At 61.4% G+C, this 20,430-nt stretch carries 21 protein-coding genes; 17 read left to right on the top strand and 4 right to left on the bottom strand.

All coding sequences use genetic code 11. The features are described from left to right. Positions 1-81: 81 nt before the first annotated feature. Entirely contained in the window at positions 82-948 is an 867-nt protein-coding gene (locus tag J2W49_RS04370; protein ID WP_310311934.1) for a YbgC/FadM family acyl-CoA thioesterase, read from the top strand. Here J2W49_RS04370 and J2W49_RS04375 read toward each other — a convergent pair whose 3' ends face one another. Then, positions 949-1,803: an NRDE family protein gene (locus tag J2W49_RS04375; protein ID WP_310311936.1), complete on the bottom strand. Its 855-nt coding sequence runs from the start codon at positions 1,801-1,803 to the stop codon at positions 949-951. Between the two features lie 19 nt (positions 1,804-1,822). After that, complete coding sequence (gene ygfZ, locus J2W49_RS04380; RefSeq protein ID WP_310311939.1) at positions 1,823-2,776, bottom strand: CAF17-like 4Fe-4S cluster assembly/insertion protein YgfZ; 954 nt, start codon at positions 2,774-2,776, stop codon at positions 1,823-1,825. A 36-nt stretch (positions 2,777-2,812) separates the two neighbouring features. Here ygfZ and mltG point away from each other — a divergent pair, with 36 nt between their 5' ends. The 15 genes from mltG to J2W49_RS04455 all read left to right on the top strand — a co-directional run bounded on the left by mltG (position 2,813) and on the right by J2W49_RS04455 (position 17,772). After that, on the top strand, positions 2,813-3,949 hold the full coding sequence (gene mltG / locus J2W49_RS04385) for an endolytic transglycosylase MltG (protein WP_310311940.1): 1,137 nt from the start codon (positions 2,813-2,815) through the stop codon (positions 3,947-3,949). Positions 3,950-3,971: 22 nt separating this feature from the next. Then, positions 3,972-4,631 carry a dTMP kinase gene (gene tmk, locus J2W49_RS04390; RefSeq protein WP_310311943.1) on the top strand — a complete coding sequence of 220 codons (660 nt, stop codon included), beginning with the start codon at positions 3,972-3,974 and terminating at the stop codon, positions 4,629-4,631. Continuing rightward, the gene (locus J2W49_RS04395) at positions 4,628-5,677 is read left to right on the top strand and encodes a DNA polymerase III subunit delta' (protein ID WP_310311946.1); all 1,050 of its coding nucleotides are present in this window, start codon (positions 4,628-4,630) and stop codon (positions 5,675-5,677) included. The genes tmk and J2W49_RS04395 overlap by 4 nt, the downstream gene beginning before the upstream one ends. 129 nt (positions 5,678-5,806) lie before the next feature. Continuing rightward, the gene (locus tag J2W49_RS04400; protein ID WP_310311949.1) at positions 5,807-6,175 is read left to right on the top strand and encodes a PilZ domain-containing protein; all 369 of its coding nucleotides are present in this window, start codon (positions 5,807-5,809) and stop codon (positions 6,173-6,175) included. A 74-nt stretch (positions 6,176-6,249) separates the two neighbouring features. Then, a complete protein-coding gene (locus J2W49_RS04405) occupies positions 6,250-7,065 on the top strand; it encodes a TatD family hydrolase (protein ID WP_310311951.1) in 816 nt (271 codons plus the stop codon). A gap of 2 nt (positions 7,066-7,067) precedes the next feature. Next, positions 7,068-7,751 carry an ankyrin repeat domain-containing protein gene (locus J2W49_RS04410; protein ID WP_310311953.1) on the top strand — a complete coding sequence of 228 codons (684 nt, stop codon included), beginning with the start codon at positions 7,068-7,070 and terminating at the stop codon, positions 7,749-7,751. Between the two features lie 166 nt (positions 7,752-7,917). Next, positions 7,918-8,364 carry a tripartite tricarboxylate transporter TctB family protein gene (locus J2W49_RS04415; RefSeq protein ID WP_310311956.1) on the top strand — a complete coding sequence of 149 codons (447 nt, stop codon included), beginning with the start codon at positions 7,918-7,920 and terminating at the stop codon, positions 8,362-8,364. A gap of 47 nt (positions 8,365-8,411) precedes the next feature. Further along, complete coding sequence (locus tag J2W49_RS04420; RefSeq protein ID WP_310311959.1) at positions 8,412-9,938, top strand: tripartite tricarboxylate transporter permease; 1,527 nt, start codon at positions 8,412-8,414, stop codon at positions 9,936-9,938. 283 nt (positions 9,939-10,221) lie between these two features. Then, the gene (locus J2W49_RS04425; RefSeq protein ID WP_310311961.1) at positions 10,222-12,291 is read left to right on the top strand and encodes a TonB-dependent siderophore receptor; all 2,070 of its coding nucleotides are present in this window, start codon (positions 10,222-10,224) and stop codon (positions 12,289-12,291) included. Positions 12,292-12,656: 365 nt separating this feature from the next. After that, the gene (locus J2W49_RS04430; protein WP_310311964.1) at positions 12,657-13,502 is read left to right on the top strand and encodes an ABC transporter substrate-binding protein; all 846 of its coding nucleotides are present in this window, start codon (positions 12,657-12,659) and stop codon (positions 13,500-13,502) included. Positions 13,503-13,515: 13 nt separating this feature from the next. Further along, complete coding sequence (locus tag J2W49_RS04435; RefSeq protein ID WP_310311965.1) at positions 13,516-14,202, top strand: ABC transporter permease; 687 nt, start codon at positions 13,516-13,518, stop codon at positions 14,200-14,202. A gap of 12 nt (positions 14,203-14,214) precedes the next feature. Continuing rightward, complete coding sequence (locus tag J2W49_RS04440) at positions 14,215-14,928, top strand: ABC transporter permease (RefSeq protein ID WP_310311967.1); 714 nt, start codon at positions 14,215-14,217, stop codon at positions 14,926-14,928. A gap of 22 nt (positions 14,929-14,950) precedes the next feature. Then, positions 14,951-16,096, top strand: a complete 1,146-nt coding sequence (locus J2W49_RS04445) for a succinylglutamate desuccinylase/aspartoacylase family protein (protein ID WP_310311970.1) — start codon at positions 14,951-14,953, stop codon at positions 16,094-16,096. Between the two features lie 34 nt (positions 16,097-16,130). Continuing rightward, the gene (locus tag J2W49_RS04450) at positions 16,131-16,931 is read left to right on the top strand and encodes an ABC transporter ATP-binding protein (RefSeq protein WP_310311973.1); all 801 of its coding nucleotides are present in this window, start codon (positions 16,131-16,133) and stop codon (positions 16,929-16,931) included. 127 nt (positions 16,932-17,058) lie between these two features. Continuing rightward, positions 17,059-17,772: an EF-hand domain-containing protein gene (locus tag J2W49_RS04455; RefSeq protein ID WP_310311976.1), complete on the top strand. Its 714-nt coding sequence runs from the start codon at positions 17,059-17,061 to the stop codon at positions 17,770-17,772. Positions 17,773-17,789: 17 nt separating this feature from the next. Here the strand turns inward: J2W49_RS04455 and J2W49_RS04460 are convergent, their stop codons facing one another. Further along, on the bottom strand, positions 17,790-18,731 hold the full coding sequence (locus J2W49_RS04460) for an adenylate/guanylate cyclase domain-containing protein (RefSeq protein WP_310311979.1): 942 nt from the start codon (positions 18,729-18,731) through the stop codon (positions 17,790-17,792). A gap of 397 nt (positions 18,732-19,128) precedes the next feature. Between J2W49_RS04460 and J2W49_RS04465 the strand changes: the two genes are divergently transcribed. Then, a complete protein-coding gene (locus J2W49_RS04465; protein WP_310311982.1) occupies positions 19,129-19,461 on the top strand; it encodes a hypothetical protein in 333 nt (110 codons plus the stop codon). A 27-nt stretch (positions 19,462-19,488) separates the two neighbouring features. Here the strand turns inward: J2W49_RS04465 and J2W49_RS04470 are convergent, their stop codons facing one another. Then, positions 19,489-20,430 carry an LD-carboxypeptidase gene (locus tag J2W49_RS04470; protein ID WP_310311985.1) on the bottom strand — a complete coding sequence of 314 codons (942 nt, stop codon included), beginning with the start codon at positions 20,428-20,430 and terminating at the stop codon, positions 19,489-19,491.

The raw sequence follows: 20,430 nt of genomic DNA on the forward strand, positions 1-20,430 counted from the left end.
GCCCATGCATGAAGGGGCGCAACCCACTATCCTCCTGCCTTTGACCTTTCCCGAAGAAAACACCATTACGGAGACCCCGCCATGTCGCTGACCCGTGCCGACTTCCGCTTTTTCCATCGCCTGCGCGTGCGCTGGGCCGAAGTGGACATGCAGAAGATCGTCTTCAATGCCCACTACCTGATGTATTTCGATACGGCCATCACCGACTACTGGCGGGCGCTCGCGTTGCCCTACGAGGCGTCCATGCACGCGCTCGACGGCGATCTGTACGTGGTCAAGGCCACGGTGGAATATCACGCATCGGCCAAGGCGGACGACCAGATCGATGTGGCCATGAAGTGTGAACGTGTGGGCAGGTCCTCCATCGTTTTCACCGGCGCCATTTTTCGCGGCGACGAGCACCTGATCAGTGGCGAACTCGTCTACGTGTTTGCCGACCCGGCCACCCAGACCTCGCGCCCGGTACCCCAGGCCCTGCGGGATATCCTGCTCGGCTACGAGGCCGGCGAAGCCATGACCGAGGTTAAGGTGGGACCTTGGAGCGAACTGGGCGCCGATGCGCAACGTATTCGCACAGCGGTGTTCGTCGAAGAGCAGCGCATTCCCAAGGAACTGGAGTGGGACGAAGCCGATGCCACGGCCGTGCACGCCGTGGCCTACAACCGCCTGGGACACCCCATGGCCACTGGACGCCTGCTGAACGCCGGCGCCGGGACGGTGAAGATTGGCCGAATGGCCGTGAACCGTGTCCTGCGCGGTGGCAGCCTGGGGCGGCAGGTGCTTTTTGCACTGATGGATGCGGGCAAGGCCGCCGGTGCGCATGAAGTGGAGCTGCACGCCCAACGCAGCGCCGAGGGCTTTTATCTGCGCCTGGGCTTCTCACCTCGCGGTGAACCCTTTGAAGAAGCCGGCATACCCCATCAGGAAATGTTCAAGTCGTTGGCCTGATTACCAGGTCAGGCTTTCGCTGACCCGCTGCCGCTCCGACCATCGGTGCGGCTGGTTTTGATCTGCAGGCGGGGCGTGCGTCCACTCGTCCATCTGGACCCGCCACTGGTTCGTGCTGGTGGACCCCGGACGATCAACCCGCAGCAGCATGCTGCTGCGGGTGCCGTAGTGGCGATCCGGTATGTGCACAAAGGCGCTGGACAGCGATCTTTCGGCGTCTACCGGTACACCCGTGCGGGGCAGTTCACTGGCCGCGGCGACCGCTGCATCAGACAGAGCCTGCGTCAGAGTTCGTTCCGCGTCGAAGGCACTTTGCTCTACCGACATGCGCATGGCGTGCGCCAGTCGCTGTGATTTGGGCCACGGCGTGTCCAGTGCGGCGTTCGACAGGCTGTACACCCCTGGTGAGAGAAGCCGGTGGTGGAGGCTGGACTGGGCGTCTTCGTGCGGCGCTTGAGGTGAGCGGTTGCCCACCCAGCCCCACACACCGCGATGAAAATCACCCACCACCAGATTGAACCCTGCATAGTCGCCGGCACGGATGCCCGCGACCATGTCTGGCCAGTCCAGATCACCCTGCAGCCACCGCAGGGGCAGCTGACCCCGGCTTCTTTTCGCTCGCCTCTCGCCCGCGCCGCGCACATTGGTGAGCATCGCCACCCGGCCCGCGGCAGTCACGCCCAGCCAGGTGCCACCGTCTTTCAAGTCCCGGCCAGACCAGATTTCCCTCGTGCTGTCGGGCAAGACCCACCGGTGCAAGGGTGCCGTGGGTCGCTCAAAGAACTCGTCGCGGTTGCTCGCGACCATCAGTGGTCGCGACGGGCTCATGCCGATGGCGAAGGCGATCAGGCACATGGCGAGGTCGGCTCAGGGCTCAGATATCTTCGAGCAAGGGGTAGGGCAGTTCAAGCAGTTGAAGTGGAGGGCCATCGGGTGAGCCGGCATTGAGCCGGCCCGATGCGGCCGCGCTGGTCTGCATGGACACGATGGCATTCCACCCGTCACCCGGCCGGGCACCCGCCGCTGCCACCGTGCCGCAGGGCTGTTCGGCATCACTTTCGTGAAACACGGGCTGGCCGATTTCGAGCGGCGAGGCACTGTGCACGATGTAAGCCCGACGCTTGAGCGTGCCCCGGAACTGGCTGCGTGCCACCACCTCCTGACCCGGGTAACAGCCCTTTTTGAAGTTGACGCCGCCCACCGATTCATAGTTGAGCATCTGGGGCACAAAAGCTTCCACCACAGGCTGGCCCAGCATGGCCACGCCGCTCATCACTTCCAGCCAATCCCAGTCGGTTTCGTTGAGCAAGGGGGCCTGCGGTGCGGGTTGCTCAGCAGGTGCGAGCCACAGTGCGCGAGGCGTGGTACTTGCCGGATACAGGCGAACCACCAGCGCGTCATTGATGGCTGTTTTGCTCCAGACTTTTTCGGGCAATGTCCTCGGCACCGCTGAACCCGCCAGTCCCCACACCTGAAACTCGTCGCTGGCATCACTGATCTTGGCTTTTGCGCGCAGTACGAACATGCTCAACCGCTTGAGCGTGGGAGGCAACAGGTCACGGCTGCACACCAGCAAAATCTCGTCATCGCCGCGCTTGACACCTATGAAGCTCGCCAGCATGCGCCCCTTGGCCGAGCAGAATGCGGCCAGTCTTGCCTCAGAAGGGCCAAGCAAGGCGAAATCCTGGGTCAGCTGGCCATGCAGAAACTGGGCGGCATCTGCGCCTTGAACCCGAATCACGCCCAGACGGTTCAAGCGTGCCGCGCCCTGCAAGTCGGGCGTGTTGAGCGCGAGAGAATCGGGGGAGGGATTGGAGGTGTCGCTCATGTTGAAACAGTAAATGAAGGCAAAAGGCGAGGGCTCATGCCTGCTGTCGGGCAGGCCATGATCGAACGCGGCCAAGTGCGGCCCCAGCCAAGGGCTCGATTATCATCTCCCACCCATGAAAACTACGACCTCAACACATATGCCCCTGCAGGCATCGAGCCCGTGATCAGCCTGTTCAAACGCCTGATCTCGACGGCATTGCTGCTGGGTGTGCTGGGTTACGCGTTGGCCATCTGGTGGCTGCAGAGCCCCCTGGCCATGGAGGCCACCGTCACAGACCAAGCGCCACTTGAAGTCACCATCGACGCCGGTTCTTCTGCCAGGGCGGTGGCAGAGTCGCTATCAGACGCGGGTGTCACCCTTCCCCCGGTCGTCCTGTATGCCTGGTTTCGCGCCTCGGGTCAGTCTCGCAACATCAAGGCGGGCAGCTACGAGTTTCCGCCGGGCACCACACCCAGAACCCTGCTTGACAAACTGGTGCGCGGTGATCAGGCGCTGCGCAGTGTGACCCTCGTGGAAGGGTGGAATGTCAGGCAGGTGCTTCAGGCCGTGCGCACCTCGCCTGATCTCTCCCCCGATCTGGAAGGCTTGTCGCATGGGGAAATCATGGCCTTGATCGGCTACCCCGGCGTGCATCCTGAGGGGCGGTTTTTCCCCGATACTTACCGCGTGGTCAAGCGTGCGCCGGCGTCGAGCATCCTGCGTGCGGCGGCGCGGGCCATGGAGCAGCGTCTGGGCGATGCCTGGGCACAGCGCCTGCCCAACACCCCGTTGCGTTCGCCCGAAGAGGCCTTGATCCTTGCCAGCATCATCGAAAAAGAAACCGGGCAGGAAAGCGATCGGGCGCTCGTGGGTGGTGTCTTCAGCAACCGCTTGCGCATCGGCATGCGCCTTCAGACAGATCCCACCGTGATTTACGGACTGGGCGAGGCTTTTGACGGCAACCTGCGCCGCGTGCATCTGCAAACCGACACACCCTACAACACCTACACCCGCGCCGGCCTTCCCCCCACACCCATTGCCATGCCGGGGCAGGCCTCGCTGATGGCCGCGGTACGCCCCGAGGCCACCAACGCCATGTACTTTGTGTCCCGCGGCGACGGTTCCAGCCAGTTCAGTGCCACGCTGGACGAACACAACGCCGCCGTGCGCCGCTACATTCTTCAGCGCTGAACAACCATCATCCTTTTTCCAGATGTCCATCACCGGTCTTTTTGTCAGCTTTGAAGGCATCGATGGTGCAGGCAAATCCACGCACATCGCAGACCTGGCCGCTGCGTTCCAGTCGCTGGGGCGAAAGGTCACGCTCACTCGGGAGCCTGGCGGCACGCCCCTGGCTGAAAAGCTCCGGGCACTTGTGCTCAATGACGCCATGGACCCGTTGTGCGAAGCGCTGCTGATGTTCGCCGCCCGGCGCGACCATCTGGCCCAGGTGATCGAACCTGCGCTGGCCCGTGGTGACGTCGTCCTGTGCGATCGCTTCACCGATGCCACCTTCGCGTACCAGGGCTACGGCCGGGGCTTTGATCTGTCTGTGCTCAGCCAGCTGGAACAGTGGGTTCAGCACCTGCCCAATGACCCCGGGCGCCTGCGCCAACCCGATCTCACGGTCTGGTTCGACCTGCCAGCCCAGGTGGCCGCCGAACGCCTGGCCACCGCCCGCGTGCCCGACCGCTTCGAGTCGCAACCCGCGGCCTTTTTCAGCCAGGTGGCGCAGGGGTATGCGCAGCGCATGCAGGCCGATCCGGCGCGATTCGCGCGCATCCATGCCGATCAGGCCAAGGCGCTCGTCTGGCGCGATGTGAGACAGGTATTCATCGACAAGGGCTGGCTACCACCCGAAAGTGCGGCATGAGTGAGTCCAGTCGCGGCGCCGGGACCGAGGCACTCGCACCATGGCTGCAAAGGCAGCTGGAAGGGCTGCTCGCGCAACGCGGGCACGCGCTCTTGCTCGCAGGCCCGTCCGGATTGGGTCAATACGATCTTGCGTTGGCGCTCGCGCGTGCCTGGCTCTGCGAAAAGCCTACAGCGCATGGCGCTTGTGGCCTATGCGGGAGTTGCCATGCGATCGACGTGCGAACCCACGCCGATCTGCGCGTGCTGATGCCCGAAACCCTGTGTCTGGAGCTGGGGTGGCCACTGGACGAAGCGGCCCAGAAGGAAATCGACGACAAGAAGCGCAAGCCCAGCAAGCTGATCCGTGTGGATGCCGCACGCGACGCCGTGACCTTTACACAGCTCACCCGTTCGCGCGGCGCGGCACAGGTGATTTTGATTTTTCCGGCCGATCGCATGAACAACGAGTCTGCCAACACCTTGCTCAAGACGCTGGAAGAGCCGCTTGGCGAGGTGCGCTTCGTGCTGGCAACCGAGGCCGCACACCAGTTGTTGCCCACCATCCGCAGCCGTTGTCAGACCCACGTCATGTTCTGGCCGGGCGACGCTGAAGCACTGCACTGGTTGCAGGCTGCAGCCAGCCAACTCACCGGCAAGTCCGTACCGCCAGAACTGGCCAATGCCTGGTTGCAGGCCGCAGGCGGACGCCCGGCCGACGCCTTGCGTTGGGCCTCTGTTGGCCTGCAGGCGCAGGCCTGGTCCCAGTTGCCTCAGGCACTGGCCCGAGGGGACTGGTCCCTGATGGCCGACTGGCCGCCGGCCCAGCAGCTGGATGTGCTTCAGAAGCTGTGCCACGACCTCATGGCCCACCGCGCCGGTGCACCCACCCGCTTTTTTTCAGCCGATCAATTGCCTGCGCCGCCTCGCTGGTTCACTTTGTCCACCTGGTCGCGTGAGCTGTTCACTGCGGCCCGTTCTGTGGAGCATCCTTACAACGCCGGGCTGATGCAACAGGCCTGGGCCGCGCGCACGCGACAGGTGTTGGCATCGGTGGCTGAGTCCTGAGGCGGCTGAGGTTCATGGACGAAATTCGCTCGCAGGCGCGCCGGAGATCACAGCAAGAGCCGGAAATGCGGCGTCTCACGGCCTCAGTTGCGGGTCAATGGATACAGGTTTGCCGCTAAACTCCGAGCCATGAGCACATCGTCGCCACCGTCAGCTGCCGCTCGCCCCAGTGTGATCCAGCTCTCCATCAAGGAGAAAGCTGCCCTGTATGCCGCCTACATTCCCCTGTTTGCTGATGGCGGCATCTTCATACCTTCGTCGCGAGACTACCGGCTGGGCGACGACGTGTACGTGCTGCTCAGTCTGCCCGACGATCCTCAGCGCTACCCGGTGGCCGGCAAGGTCGCCTGGGTCACGCCAGCCAAGGCGCAGGCAGGGCGCACACAAGGCGTGGGCATCCGCTTCCCGGCCGATGAAAAGTCGCGGCTGCTCAAGCTCAAGATCGAAGAGATCCTGGGTGCCAGCCTGGGCTCCGAGCGTCCCACACAAACCATCTGATTCCGAACCCTCCGGTTCGGCGCCTGCGCCCTGACTGAGGACGCAGGTTTTGGCAACTCCCGTTGGGGCCAAGCATGTTCACCGATTCCCATTGCCATTTGAGCTTTCCTGAGCTGCAGGCGCAGCTCCCCTCCATCCTCGCTGCCATGGCTCAGGCCAAGGTCGACCGCGCGCTGTGCATTTGCACGACGCTGGAAGAGTTCGAAGACGTGCATCGGCTGGCCCGGGACAACGCCAACCTGTGGTGCACCGTGGGCGTGCACCCGGACAACGAAGGCGTACAGGAGCCTTCGCTGGATGACTTGCTCACGCGGGCCGCGGGCCCCAGAGTGGTGGGCATCGGTGAAACCGGTCTCGACTACTACCGCCTGGGTGAACGCACGGTGGCCGACATGGCATGGCAACGGGAACGCTACCTGACCCACATCCGGGCCGGACGCCAGATGGATCTGCCGTTGGTGATCCACACGCGAAGTGCATCCGACGACACCCTGGCCATTCTGCGGGAGAACGGTGGTTTTCAAAGTGGTGTTGAGACAGCAAGCACCCTGGCCCGCTCCCGAGGCGTCTTTCACTGCTTCACCGAAACCTCCGAAGTGGCGCGCGCTGCGCTGGACATGGATTTTTACATTTCCTTCTCAGGCATCATCACTTTCCGAAATGCCGCCGAGCTGCGCGAGGTGGTTCGGTTTGTGCCCATGGAGCGCATGCTCATCGAAACCGACAGCCCCTACCTGGCACCTGTTCCGTACCGCGGCAAAACCAATACCCCTGCCTACGTACCACATGTTGCCCAGCAAGTGGCCGAGATCAAAGGGCTGGGTGTGGAGCAGGTCGCGGAGGCCACCAGCCGGAATTTTGAGCAGCTTTTTTCACGCGTCACGGAGTGAAAATGTTCAGAAATCGCTTTAAGTTCATTCAAAAGAACTTTGTTTTTATTTGCGTTGCATTGCTCTCGGCACATGCTTTCGCCAGTTCATACGAGGCCTTCTTTGAAGCGGTGCAGAGGGACGACGAGTCGGCGGTGATCGCACTGGCCTTGCGCGAATTCGATCTCAATACCGTGCATCCCAGTGGCGACCATGGCTTGCTGATTGCCATACGCTCTGGCTCGGTGAAGGTCGCCAACTTCCTGCTGGATCAGCGATCGGTCAAGGTCGAGGTGCGCAACCGACAGGATGAAAGCCCGCTGATGATGGCTGCACTCAAAGGCCAGCTTGCAATTGCGAAACGGCTGATTGCGCGCGATGCCGAAGTCAACAAGCCGGGATGGACGCCACTGCACTATGCCGCGACCAACGCGGACCCGGTCAGCGTGGAGATGACGCGACTGCTGCTCGAACATCACGCTTACATCGATGCCGCTTCGCCCAATCGGACCACGCCCCTGATGATGGCCGCCCATTACGGGAATCCGGACGTCGTCAAGCTGTTGCTGGAAGAGGGCGCCGATGCTTCACTGAGGAACGAGAAGGGCTTGTCCGCCACGGACTTTGCCCGCGGCGCGAACCGACCGACCGTGGTCGACATCATTGCCTCGCACCAGCGCAAGCAACTGCCTCGCGGCACCTGGTAGCTTTCTCGCCCGTCCATCGACGGGCCGTTTCTACGTGCAATTACTTAAAGACGAACCCAACTTTTGCGCGTTCAATCACTGGGTTCGCCCGGGGTGAGGGCAATTCGTGCAGTTCGGCCAACCGCCTGACGTGGTTCGTTGGGGTTGAGCGCTCAATGGAGACAGAATGAAAAGCAAAGACATGCAAGACATCGTGGGCGGGCTGGCCGTCACGGCGCTGGGAATTTTCGCCGCGGTCTACGCGCAGAAATACGAATTCGGGGATCTCCATCGCATGGGGCCGGGCTACTTCCCGGTGGCGCTGGGCGTGGTGCTCGCCTTGCTCGGTCTGCTGATCGCCATACCGGCCTTCATGCGCCACGGGGAACCTATCGAGGTGAGATGGAAAACCTTCGCGCTGGTGCTGGGCAGCATCATCGCTTTCGCACTCACGCTCAAGGTCCTGGGTTTGATCCTGGCCACGGCACTTTCGGTCATGATTTCCTCGCTCGCCGACAACGAGACGCGCTGGAAGGGCCGCATTCTGCTGGCAATCGGCGTGGCGGTCATCACCTATCTGGTGTTCGGATTCGCGCTTGGTATGGTGCTTCCGGCCTGGCCCTGGAGCGCCTGACCCGGCCCCCCGCACTTCCATCCTTACACCATACAAGAGACATTCAGATGGACATCCTCAACGGTTTGTTGCTCGGCCTGGAATCGGCCCTGCAGCCTGTCACGCTCATGTACTGCTTCATCGGCGTGTTCGTGGGCACGCTGATCGGCGTGCTGCCAGGCATCGGCGCCCTGGCCACCATTTCGCTGCTGCTGCCGATCACGTACCACATTCCACCCACGGCGGCCATCGTGATGTTGGCCGGCGTGTACTACGGCGCCCAGTATGGCGGCTCCACCGCGTCCATCCTGCTGAATTTGCCCGGCACGCCTTCCTCTGCGGTGGCCTGTCTGGATGGATATCCCATGGCCAAACAGGGCAGGGCAGGCGTGGCATTGTTCATGACCACCATCGCGTCCTTCGTGGGATCCATGCTGGGCATTTTGGCGCTGATACTGTTCGCGCCTGGCATTGCCGAGCTGGGTTTGAAGTTCGGCCCCGCTGAATACTTTTCCATGATGCTGCTGGGCCTGATTGCCGCGTCAACACTGGCTTCGGGTTCGCCAGCCAAGGGCTTGGCCATGGTGGTCATGGGGTTGTTGATCGGCACCGTGGGCACTGACGTCAACTCAGGGGTGGCGCGATTCGATTTTGGTGTACCCGAGCTCATGGACGGGATCAACCTGGTGGCGCTGGCCATGGGTGTTTTTGGCGTGTCTGAGGTGATCACAGGCATCAACCAGTCGCGCGAAACGGAGGTCAAGGAAAAGATCACGCTGCGCACCATGACCCCCACGCGCAAGGATGTGAAGGACTCCATCATCCCCATGTTGCGCGGCACGGCCATTGGCAGCTTCTTCGGCGCCTTGCCCGGCACCGGTGCCTCCATCGCGTCCTTTTTCTCCTACGCAGTGGAAAAGAAGGTGGCCAAGGACCCCAGCCGCTTCGGCAAGGGTGCCATTGAAGGCGTGACGGCGCCTGAGGCCGCCAACAACGCGGCATCTCAAACCGCATTCGTGCCCACACTTTCGCTGGGTATCCCTGGTGACGCGGTGATGGCGCTGATGTTGGGAGCGCTGATCATTCACGGCATTCAGCCGGGCCCGCTGCTCATGACCCAGCAACCTGAACTGTTCTGGGGCCTGATCGTGAGTTTCGGCATTGGCAACATCATGCTGATGATTCTGAACCTGCCCATGATCGGCTTGTGGGTGGCCATTCTTCGCATCCCTTACCGTGTCCTGTTCCCGGCCATCCTTGTTTTCATCAGCCTGGGGGTTTACAGCGTCAACAACAATCCCTTTGACGTGTTGATGGTGGCAGGTGTGGGCGCAGTGGGGTACGCCATGTCGGTGACCAAGTTCGAAGCCGCGCCCATGCTGCTGGGTTTCGTGCTCGGGCCACTGATGGAAGAGAACCTGCGCAGGGCGCTGCTGCTGTCTCGGGGTGACATGATGACCTTTGTCGATCGACCGATCAGTGCAGGTCTGCTGGCATTTGGCGCCGCACTGATGGTCTGGACCATCTATGGTTCACTCAAACGCAATTTGCGCGAACGCGAACACCGACGTGATTTCCCGGAAGAAACCACCTGACGCGTCTCGAAGCGATCAGCGCGTTTCATCGACAAGCGGGGCCATTGGCCCCGCTTTTTCATTGGTGCTCCGCTGACGTGAGTGCTGGTGTCTTTTTGTGGTCCTGCCGCGACAAGTCCGCCAAGCGGTTCAGGAAGCGAGCCTCCTTAATTAGAATGCGACTGGTTCGCATTACTAATCAGGAGCTTTGACTTTCATGTATTCATCCCCTCTGCCAGCCCAGACCATCCGAACAACCAGGCACCCGATAGCCCGTGCCGCCCACATCGTTTGCTTATCGATCATGGCCAACGGGCTCTGGGCGGCTTCCAGCGCTCATGCCCAATTGGCTCCCCAAGGCGGCGCCACAACCGAAGCGACATTGCCCACCGTGACGGTCACTGCCGAGCAAGGGAGTGCCACGGGTGTGGTCAACCAGCAGAGGGCGGCTACGGTGGGCAAAAGCTCGGTGGCCATTCAGGACACACCGTTCTCCATGAGTGTCATAGACGCGGAGCAGGCCCGTGAAACGGGTGCGAAAAACGTTCAAGACGCCTTGCTCTACAGCGCAGGCGTTTACGCCGGGCGCTACGGGTTCGACACCCGCGGCGATTGGTCAGCCATCCGCGGCCTCTCACCATCCGTCTACATCGACGGCTTGCGCGGCATTTACGGTTTCTACAACAACGTCCGTCCAGAGTTCTACACCCTGGAACGGGTTGAAGTGCTCAAGGGTCCTTCGTCGGTGCTGTATGGCCAGGGCGACCTTGGCGGTATTGTCAACGTCGTCAGCAAACGCCCCCAGAAAGCGACCGCCAGGGAAATCAACCTGCAGCTGGGCTCGCACGCACGCAAACAGGTGGCCGCGGACCTGACCGGCCCACTCAATCAAGACGCCAGCCTGCTGTACCGGCTGGTCGCACTGAAACGCGACAGCGACACCCAGGTCGATCATGTGAACGACGACGCGCTGGTGGTGATGCCTTCCGTGACCTGGCAACCCGATGCCGACACCAGCCTGACGCTGCAGTACCTTCACCAGCGGAACGAATCCAAGGTGTCTTCCCAGTTTCTGCCGCAGAAGGGCACGCTGGATCCGGCACCATTGGGCACGATTCCCACCAGCCGCTTTGCCGGTGAACCGGATTGGGACCGCTACGACACAGATAGGGACGAGCTCAGCCTGTTCTGGGACCAACGGCTCTCCACCACCTGGAAACTCGCCGCCAACCTGCGCAAAACGCGCTCGTCCAGCGTCACGCGAGAGCACTACACCGCGGTTGGCCAGATCCCGGACGACGCAGGCAACATGCCTCGCACCATCCACGCGGCCGACCGCAGTACAGACGTGCTGGCAGCAGACGTTCGGCTGGAAGCGCAAGCCCAACTTGGCAGCACCCGTCACAACTTTGCCGTGGGGGTCGATCACCAGAATGCCGAGTGGGAGGAGTTCAACTATCTGAGTTCGGCGACGGGTGGTGGCATTTTTAATGTCTACAGCCCGAACTACGGCTACCTGAACACCGACGCCTTGACCTTCAGCGACCGGCCCGACAACCGCATTGTGCAGACCGGCCTGTATGTCATGGACCACATGGAGTGGGGGCCTTGGGTGCTCTCTGGCGCGGTGCGTCACGACCGCGCCCGCAACGAGGTGTTGAACATCGGCACGCCCGACACCGTGGTGCGCAACGACGCCACCACCGGTCGCTTCGGCCTCATGTACCGCTTGCCTAACGGCGTTTCGCCTTACGTGAGTGCATCCACGGCGTTCAGTCCCAACCTGGGCACAGATGGCACGGGTGGCGGCTACCTGGAGCCCACCACCGGCGAGCAACGTGAGGCCGGCGTGAAATACCTTTCGGCGTCCGGGAACACCTCCGCCGCCTTTGCCTTGTTCGACATCGAACAGAAAAACCGCATCGCCAACGGCGCCACGCCGGGCGGCGTGGAGCAGATCGCGGCCCGTACCAAAGGCTGGGAGCTGGCATGGCGGCAGCGGTTGGGTGCCCTTGAGTTGCTGGCCAACTACACCAGGCTGGATGCAGTCAATCCACAGACCGAACATCGTCTGTCATCGGTACCGGAAAAAACGGCGTCGGCATGGGCACAGTACCTGTTCAGCTCGGGTTGGCGCATGGGCCTTGGTGCCAGGTACGTGGGCAATGTGACAGGCGGCGGAGGGCGACCAGTGGTTCCAGCGGTGAATCTGTATGACGCCATGGTGGGATACACCACCGGGCCCTGGGACTTCCGCCTGAACGTCCAGAATCTGGCAGACGAGGCCTACGTTTCGTGGTGCCGGGGTCCGGACCAGGACTGCGGATACGGTGAGCGCCGCAACGTACTGCTCACAGCCAGCTACAGGTTCTGATATCAACTGACTGGTTGATATGCGGGCGCCCAAAACAGGCGCCCGCACTTGTTTGACATGGGTGGCCGAATGTTCTTAGATATTCTACGATGTATATTATGTTAAGTTAAATGCGGGACTGGCACTTGCCGTCTGGTTTGTGATTGCGAACCATCGTGAGCCCACCAAGCACGCCCCTGCCATGTGCGCCAGTTGCCAGGCACCGTCCTTGCTAGCTGGGTACCAGTGGAAAGCTGGGCACCTGACCATCAGTGGAAACACCAGCGTCTGCCAGCGAATGACAGAACTGCCCAGACCTACAATCCATTACCTTTGCGGGAGGCCAATCCGGGTGCTCCCCGATCAACTGATTTATTTGGAAACCAATGAAAAACCTGATTCTGACCATGGGTCTGATTGCTTCTGCTGCACTGGTAGGCTGTGGCAAAACCGAGGCGCCTGCACCTGCCCCGCAAGAACCTGCGGCCACACCGGCTGCCGCTCCTGCTCCGGCACCTGCCGAGATGCCTGAGCTCAAGGTTGCCATCGACCCCACCTACGAGCCCTTCACCTTCAAGACCGCCGACGGCAAGCCCACCGGCTTTGACGTGGACATCGCTGAAGCGCTCTGCGCCGAAATCAAGCGCAAATGCGTGTATGTCGAACAGGTCTGGGACAGCATGATTCCCGGCCTGCAGGCCAAGAAGTACGACGCGATCATCAGCTCGATGTCGATCACCGAAGAACGCCTGAAAGTTGTCGACTTCACCGACAAGTACTACAACACGCCCAGCCGCATCGTGGTCAAGGCAGACACACCTTTCACCGATCTTGCCTCGCTCAAAGGCAAGAAGATTGGCGTGCTCAAAGGCAGCACCCAGGAGAAATACTCAATGGGCGAACTTGCGCCAGCGGGTGTTTCCGTCGTGCCTTATGAAGCACAGGATCAGGTTTACCTGGACATCAAGTCCGGTCGTCTGGATGGCACGGTGGCCGATTCGGTCGAGGTCACAGGTGGTTTCCTGAGCAAGCCAGAAGGCGCAGGTTATGGCTTCGTCGGCCCAGTTCTCAACGACAAGAAATACTACGGCATTGGCGCTGGCGTAGCCTTGCGCCAAGGTGAAGCCCAGCTCAAGGAAGAACTCAACGCCGCCATCAAGGCCATTCGCGCCAACGGTACCTACGATACCGTGAGCAAGAAGTACTTCGATTTCGACGTCTACGGCGACTGAACCCAGAGCGGTTTTGTCCGGCTACTACGCCTCCATCCTTCAGGGCGCCCTCCTCACCGTGGGGGTGTCTCTGTCGGCGCTTTTATTGGCCGTGCTGCTTGGGCTGATTGGCGCGGCGGCCAAGCTTTCCGGGCGAAAACTGCCGGTCGCGCTGGCCACGGTGTACACCACGGTGGTGCGCGGCGTGCCCGAACTGGTGCTGATGCTGCTGATCTTCTATGGCGGCACCATTGGCATGAACAACCTGCTCGAATGGATGGGCAGCAAGTCCACGTTTGACATCAATCCCTTTCTTGCAGGCGTGCTGACCATCGGCTTCATCTACGGCGCCTACATGACGGAGACATTCCGGGGCGCGATTCTTGCCATTCCCAAAGGCCAGATGGAAGCGGCCTGGGCATTCGGGATGGGACCTGTCCGAACCTTCCTGCGCATCACGGCCCCCCAAATGGTGCGCTATGCCCTGCCCGGCTTCACCAACAACTGGTTGGTGTTGATCAAGGCCACAGCGCTGATCAGCCTGATCGGTCTGCACGAAATGACCTATCTGGCCAAGCAGGCCAGTGCCGCCACGCGCGAGCCCTTCACCTTCTTTCTCTTTGCTGCGGCCCTGTTTCTTGTCTACACATCCGTTTCGCTCTGGGCGTTGCGCCGGCTGGAACGGCGTTACAGCATCGGCGTGCGGCGAGCGGCGACCTGAGGTGCAACACACATGAAGTGGAGCATCATTTTCGAGCCAGCCACACTGGCCATGTACGCCGAAGGCGTCGCGACCACCGTGACGTTGCTGGCGTCGTCGCTGCTTGTTGGTGGCGTCCTGGCGCTGGCGTTTGCACTCGCCCTGACCAGCAACGTGGCCGTGCTGCGTTGGCTGGTCGGCGCGTACACCTACGTGATACGGGGCACGCCACTGCTCATTCAGGTCTATCTCATCTACTACGGCATTGCCCAACTTGAATGGGTGCAGGAGCGCTGGAACGATGTGTGGCCCTGGACGCATTTCAAGGAGCCGTTCTTCTGTGCCCTGTTGGCCTTCAGTCTCAACACCGCCGGCTACACGGCCGAGATGATCGCCGGTGCGATCCGCGACACCCACGCGGGCGAAATCGAGGCGGCACAGGCCATGGGCATGAGTCGTTGGCAGGCGATGCGGCGCATCATCCTGCCCAGCGCACTGCGCCGCACCCTGCCCGCCTACAGCAATGAAGTCGTGATGATGCTGCACAGCACCAGTCTGGCCAGCACCGTGCCGGCCATGCTGGACATCACAGCGGCCGCCAGCCGGATCTACTCAGACTACTATCTGCCGTTTGAAGCCTATATGTTTGCGGCAGCCATCTACCTGGTCATCACATTTGCACTGGTGGGCTTGTTTCGTTTGACCGAGCGCCGCTTTCTGGCCCACCTGGCACCTCGCTCACATTGATGGCGACGCAACCAGCCTGCGCATGAATCGAACCGAACACCCTCTTCTGTCACAGAGTCTGGGCAATCAGAAAACCCTGGTCAGCTTCCGGTTCGGCGAGCCTGACGCGCGGCCCAAGGTCTACATACAGGCCAGCCTGCATGCCGAGGAGCTACCCGGCATGCTCGTTGCGCATCATCTGCGGTCATTCCTGCAGCAGGCACACGACGACGGCCGGATCCATGGGCAAGTGGTGCTGGTACCTGCTGCCAACCCCATTGGACTGGCCCAGCGCGTGGACCATCACGCCCAGGGCCGATTCGAGTTCGGCACCTCCGAAAATTTCAACAGACATTACCCCGACATGGCCGAGGCGGTCTGGCCGGTGATTCAGGGCCGCATGGGGCCTGATGCAGGCCCCAACGTCGCCGCAGTGCGGTCAGCCATGGGCAACTGGCTTGAACAGTGGCAGCCGGCCACCGAGCTGGAAAGCCTGCGCCGGCAATTGATGCTGCTCTCGCACGACGCCGATGTCGTTCTTGATCTGCATTGCGACTGCGAGTCGGTCATGCACATGTATTGCGAAGAGACTTGCTGGCAGGCGTTGGAGCCGCTGGCGCGGCTGCTGGCGTGTCAAGCCGTGCTGCTGGCAAAGGACTCCGGCGGTGGCCCGTTCGATGAGAGACTCTCCGGTGTCTGGTGGCAGCTGGGTGAGCGGTTGAAGGCTGCGGGTTTGAACGTGCCATTGCCGCAGGCCTGCGCCAGCACCACGGTGGAGCTGCGCGGCGAAGGCGAGGTGTCGCATCCGCTTGCATTGAAAGATGCACGGGCACTCACGGCATTTCTGGAACACACGGGAGTGCTTCGCCCCGCCGCAGCAACCGTACCGGAACTTCCCCCTCTGGCATGCAAGGCCACCCCCCTGGCTGGCTCACAGACGCTTCGATCAAGTCGTCCTGGCGTGCTGGTCTACCTCGTCCACCCAGGGCAATCGGTTGCTGTAGGGGACGTGATTGCTGAGGTCATTGACCCCACCACCGCAGAGCAATCCGGCGTGCATGAGGTCAAGGCGGGCGTGGCCGGGGTGCTCTATGCCGTGATCAAGGAACGCTATGTGATGGCCGGCGGCGAGGTCGGCAAGATCGCTGGCGCGAAGCCCTTTCGAACAGGTGACTTGCTGGGCGCCTGAAGGCCAGCCTTTTCAAACAACTCGAACAATACCCATGAACCCCGACGCCGCGCCCTCCAGCTCCCCATCAGCCTGTCTGTTGAAGGTCGAAGGCATCCACAAGCGCTTTGGAAACAACGAAGTCCTCAAAGGCGTGTCCTTGCAGGCCAACGCAGGCGACGTCATCAGCCTGATTGGCAGTTCGGGTTCCGGCAAGAGCACACTGCTGCGTTGTATCAACTTGCTGGAAAAGCCGAACGAAGGTCGGATCGTCCTGTCTGGTGAAGAGCTGCAACTCAAGGCCGACCGCCATGGTGAGTTGCAGGCAGTTCATGCGGCCCAGCTTCAGCGCCTGCGCACCAAGCTCGCCATGGTGTTTCAGCATTTCAATCTGTGGGCGCACATGACGGTGCTGCAGAACATCATTGAGGCGCCAGTGCACGTGCTGGGCGTGCCCCGTGATGAAGCGGTGGCCACGGCCCGGCGTTACCTGGAGCGCGTGGGTTTGCGCGATGTCGAAGATCGCTACCCGTCTCACATGAGCGGCGGACAGCAGCAACGCGTGGCGATCGCGCGCGCGCTGGCGGTGGAACCCGCCGTGATGTTGTTCGACGAGCCCACCAGCGCACTGGATCCGGAACTGGTGGGCGAAGTGCTTCGTGTGATGAAGCTGCTCGCCGAAGAAGGCCGCACCATGTTGGTGGTGACCCACGAAATGGGTTTTGCGCGGGAGGTTTCCAACCACCTGATCTTTTTGCACAAGGGATGCATTGAAGAACAGGGCGTTCCTGCCGAGGTGCTGGCGCGTCCCAAAAGCGAACGGCTTGCGCAGTTCCTTTCCGGCAACCTCAAGTAGGTCGCAAGACCAATCGCACGAAAAGCAGGTCACTTTCCTGCTTGTTGTGGCGCTTCCGTTCAGCGGGAATGTCAGACCATATGGGCAGTTCGCAAGAACATGTTGTTCCCATTTGAAAGGATCTGCCATGAGCACCGTCGAAGGAATCGGCTCCAATACTGCCAACCAATGGTCCCCTGCCCTGGCGTCGCTCGGGTCTACCCTGACGACCTACCTGCAAGACAAGATGCTGAAGAAGATCGACGTCGACAGCAGCGGCTCGGTCGGGCAGAGCGAGTTTCAGGCAGCCATGGAGCAACTCACCACCAAACTAGGGGTGGACCTGGGTGAAGACCACAGCGAAATGTTCGCCGGTCTCGATGTGGATGGCGATGGTGAACTGTCCGGCCAGGAGTTGGGTCAGATGATTCGCGCTGCGTTTTCTGCACCCCAGAACACACAGGACTTTCTGGCCGCGCGAGGAAACGAAAGCAAGCCGACTTCCGAGTTTGACGCGCTCGACACGGACGGTGATGGCATCCTCTCGCGTGCAGAGTTTGCTGGCCCGACTGCTGCCTCTGGCACCACTGTCCAGTCCGCAGACGCCGCATCCACGGTCACCAGCGTCACCAACGCATCGTATTCACCCTCATCTGAATCGCCCGTGTCGACCACGGCTGTGAACGATCCTTTGAAGACCCTCTTGAGCGGCCTGGACGCCGACAACAATGGCCAGGTCAGCAACAGCGAAGTGGATCAATTCATTGCACAACTGGCTGGCCAGATGCAGTTGGCGCTGAGCCAGCTTCGCGACACCTCAATCAATGATCAGCAGACTGGCGCATCTGGAACAGTGGCCTGAAGCAAGGGCCTTGACGTTCAGGGACGCACGCCTCGACCCAGGACCATCTGGCCGTCGACCAGCTTGAAGGTCACATTCGGCCCGCTGAAATCGGTGAACGGTGCGCCCAGGGCAATTTCACCGTCGCTGTGCAGCAGGCATTCCTGGCGTCTGAGTGAGATGGGGTTGTCGGCCCCACTGAAGCGAACCCAGGTCCCGTAGCTGCTGATGTCTTCGAGCACATAGTTGCCAGAACGGATGTCGATGCTGGCATGCAGCCGCGAAACCCGCGGGTCGTTGACCACGAAGTCTGCTTCGGGAACGCGGCCGATCTTCACAGGCAGGTCGGTCAGACTGAATGCATGGCTGGTGTCAAGCCAGCCCAGTTCAATCCCGCCATAGACCGACTCCCTGGACGTGTTCAACGCGTGCAGATCGGCAGGCAGGGTGAGGAATTCGGAGAGCATTTCCGACTGCCACTCGATACGAAAAACCTCGCACGGCTCTGCCCTGCCCTTGATGCGCATGGGGCCCAGGCTGCGGCTGCGCACGCCATGGCGCGCCCCCAGCTTGCGGATCACGGTGTCGGTGGCCAGGATTTGTTCAGGCCCGGCCAGATCGCTCAGCCTGGACGCGACATTGACCGCGTCGCCAAAACAGTCGCCGTCCACCTGAATCACCTGTCCGCGCGCCATGCCGATCTGCATCATGAGCTTGAGTCGACTGGGCCATTGCGCGACCCGCTGGGCATGCTCCTGCTGGATCTGCGTCATGGTTTCGACCGCCATGCGGTTGTTGTCGAACGACAGCAAGACGCCATCGCCCAGCATCTTCACCACCTTGCCGCCGTTGTCGATGCCCACCGAGCCGATCCACTGGGTGAGCTTGGTCACGGCCTTGGTGGCGCGGTCATTCCCCAGCGTTTCAAACACCGATACGCTGCCGGTCAAGTCCACAAATGCGATGGTCAGTTCTGCCATGGGAGGAATTATTGTGTGAATTAAATCACACGAAAAAAACACGTCTGGGTGCTCATGCCGTCAAAAACGCAGCGCCGTGTCGGAGGGAGGCGCAAACCACTCACGCGGAGACTTTGAGCCCAGGCCTGTCTCATAAGGTTCTACAAAGGCGCTTTGACCAGTCAAAAATGCACTACCAACCACCTGCTTTGGCGCTGCTTCGCCGCCAGACTGGTTAGAAAATTCTTACAAATGCTAAAGCGAAACCGAGACACAGTGGCTAAACGCATGATTCATTTGTTGTTTTTTTGGTTTCACTTACTGAAAGGAGATTGCACAAAGTCGTTTAAAGAGAGTATCTTTCGTAACACAAGTACACAGGCCCATGGTCAGCGGGCCGTCGTTGAGGAGTTCAAACATGCGTTGGTTTAAACCTGGACTGCGGCACAGCATCTCTGCGTTCCTGGGCACTGAGATTCGACGCGACTCGCCGGAAGCGCTGGAGCCTGTGCGCAAGGCCATGCTGGCTGCGCTTGGCGAAGAAGGCGCGTTGATCAACCCCCAGCTCTCCCGCCGTTTGCAGTACATGCCAGACGCCAACGCCCTGTGGTTTGCCCGTTCGGAAATGGTGGCCGTCCTCAGCCGCATTCATGGTGAGGCCAAAGCGGTCGACATCGTTCAGGAACTCTCGCCATCGTTCCGCGGTCTGCTGCCCCGAAGCCTCATGGATGCTGGCCGGATGCGCCGCTGAGTTCCACACAGCCTCCCGGCCCTTCGCTCAACCCCAGAAAATCAGGGCTTCCCGGTCCTGCACCAGCAGCTCCACCTTGCGCCCCACCGGCAGCACCACCTTGGTGGGCACGTGCCCATAGGGCAGTCCGGTCAGTACCGGTGTACGCAACCGGCTACGCAACCAGTCCACCACGGTCTGAAGCTTGAATCCTTTGTCATGAGGGCTCGGCTTGTAGCGATTGAACGAACCCAGCAACACCGCCTTCTGTTCGCCCAGGATACCGGCATGAAGCAGCTGGGTCAGTTGACGCTCGATGCGGTACGGGTGTTCATTGACATCTTCGAGAAACAAAACGCCACCCTTGACGCGAGGCAGCCAAGGCGTCCCGACCAGCGAACACAAGATCGTGAGGTTTCCGCCCCAGAGCACGGCATTTCGAACGCGCAAGGCAGGGTCACCCTCTGCTCCGGTCCGGGAAGAGGAAGCCAGCCCCGCCAGGTCTGACTTGGGCAACCGCCACCCGGTGCCTTCGCCCTGCCCGCACACGAGGTCATCAAAGCAGGCCTCCATGATGTCGTCGGGCACGCCTTCAGCACCAAAGTCTTCACCGAGCGCCGGGCCGGCCCATGTCACCGTACCTGTCTTGGCGAGCACAGCAGACTGCAGCGCAGTGAAATCGCTCATGCCCACGAAATGCGTGCCGGCATCAATCGCCTTGGCGATGGCCTTGAAGGGCAGCTCTGGCAGGATGCGGGTGAGCCCGTAGCCACCGCGAGAGATGAGCGCCACCTGGGCGCCGCTGGCCACCGCCCGGCCGATGGCTGCCAGCCGGGTGGCATCGTCTCCGGCAAAACGCATGTGCGAAGCAAGCGCGGCTTCGTCGATTTCAACCTCATGGCCCAGGTGCTTCAATCGGGCGACGCCACGCCGAAAGGCCGCCTTGTCGCGCACGGCACTGGACGGGGAGTAGATGTAGATATGGCTCAT

The sequence above is a fragment of the Hydrogenophaga palleronii genome (assembly GCF_031457455.1).
GTDB classification, from domain to species: domain Bacteria; phylum Pseudomonadota; class Gammaproteobacteria; order Burkholderiales; family Burkholderiaceae_C; genus Hydrogenophaga; species Hydrogenophaga palleronii_A.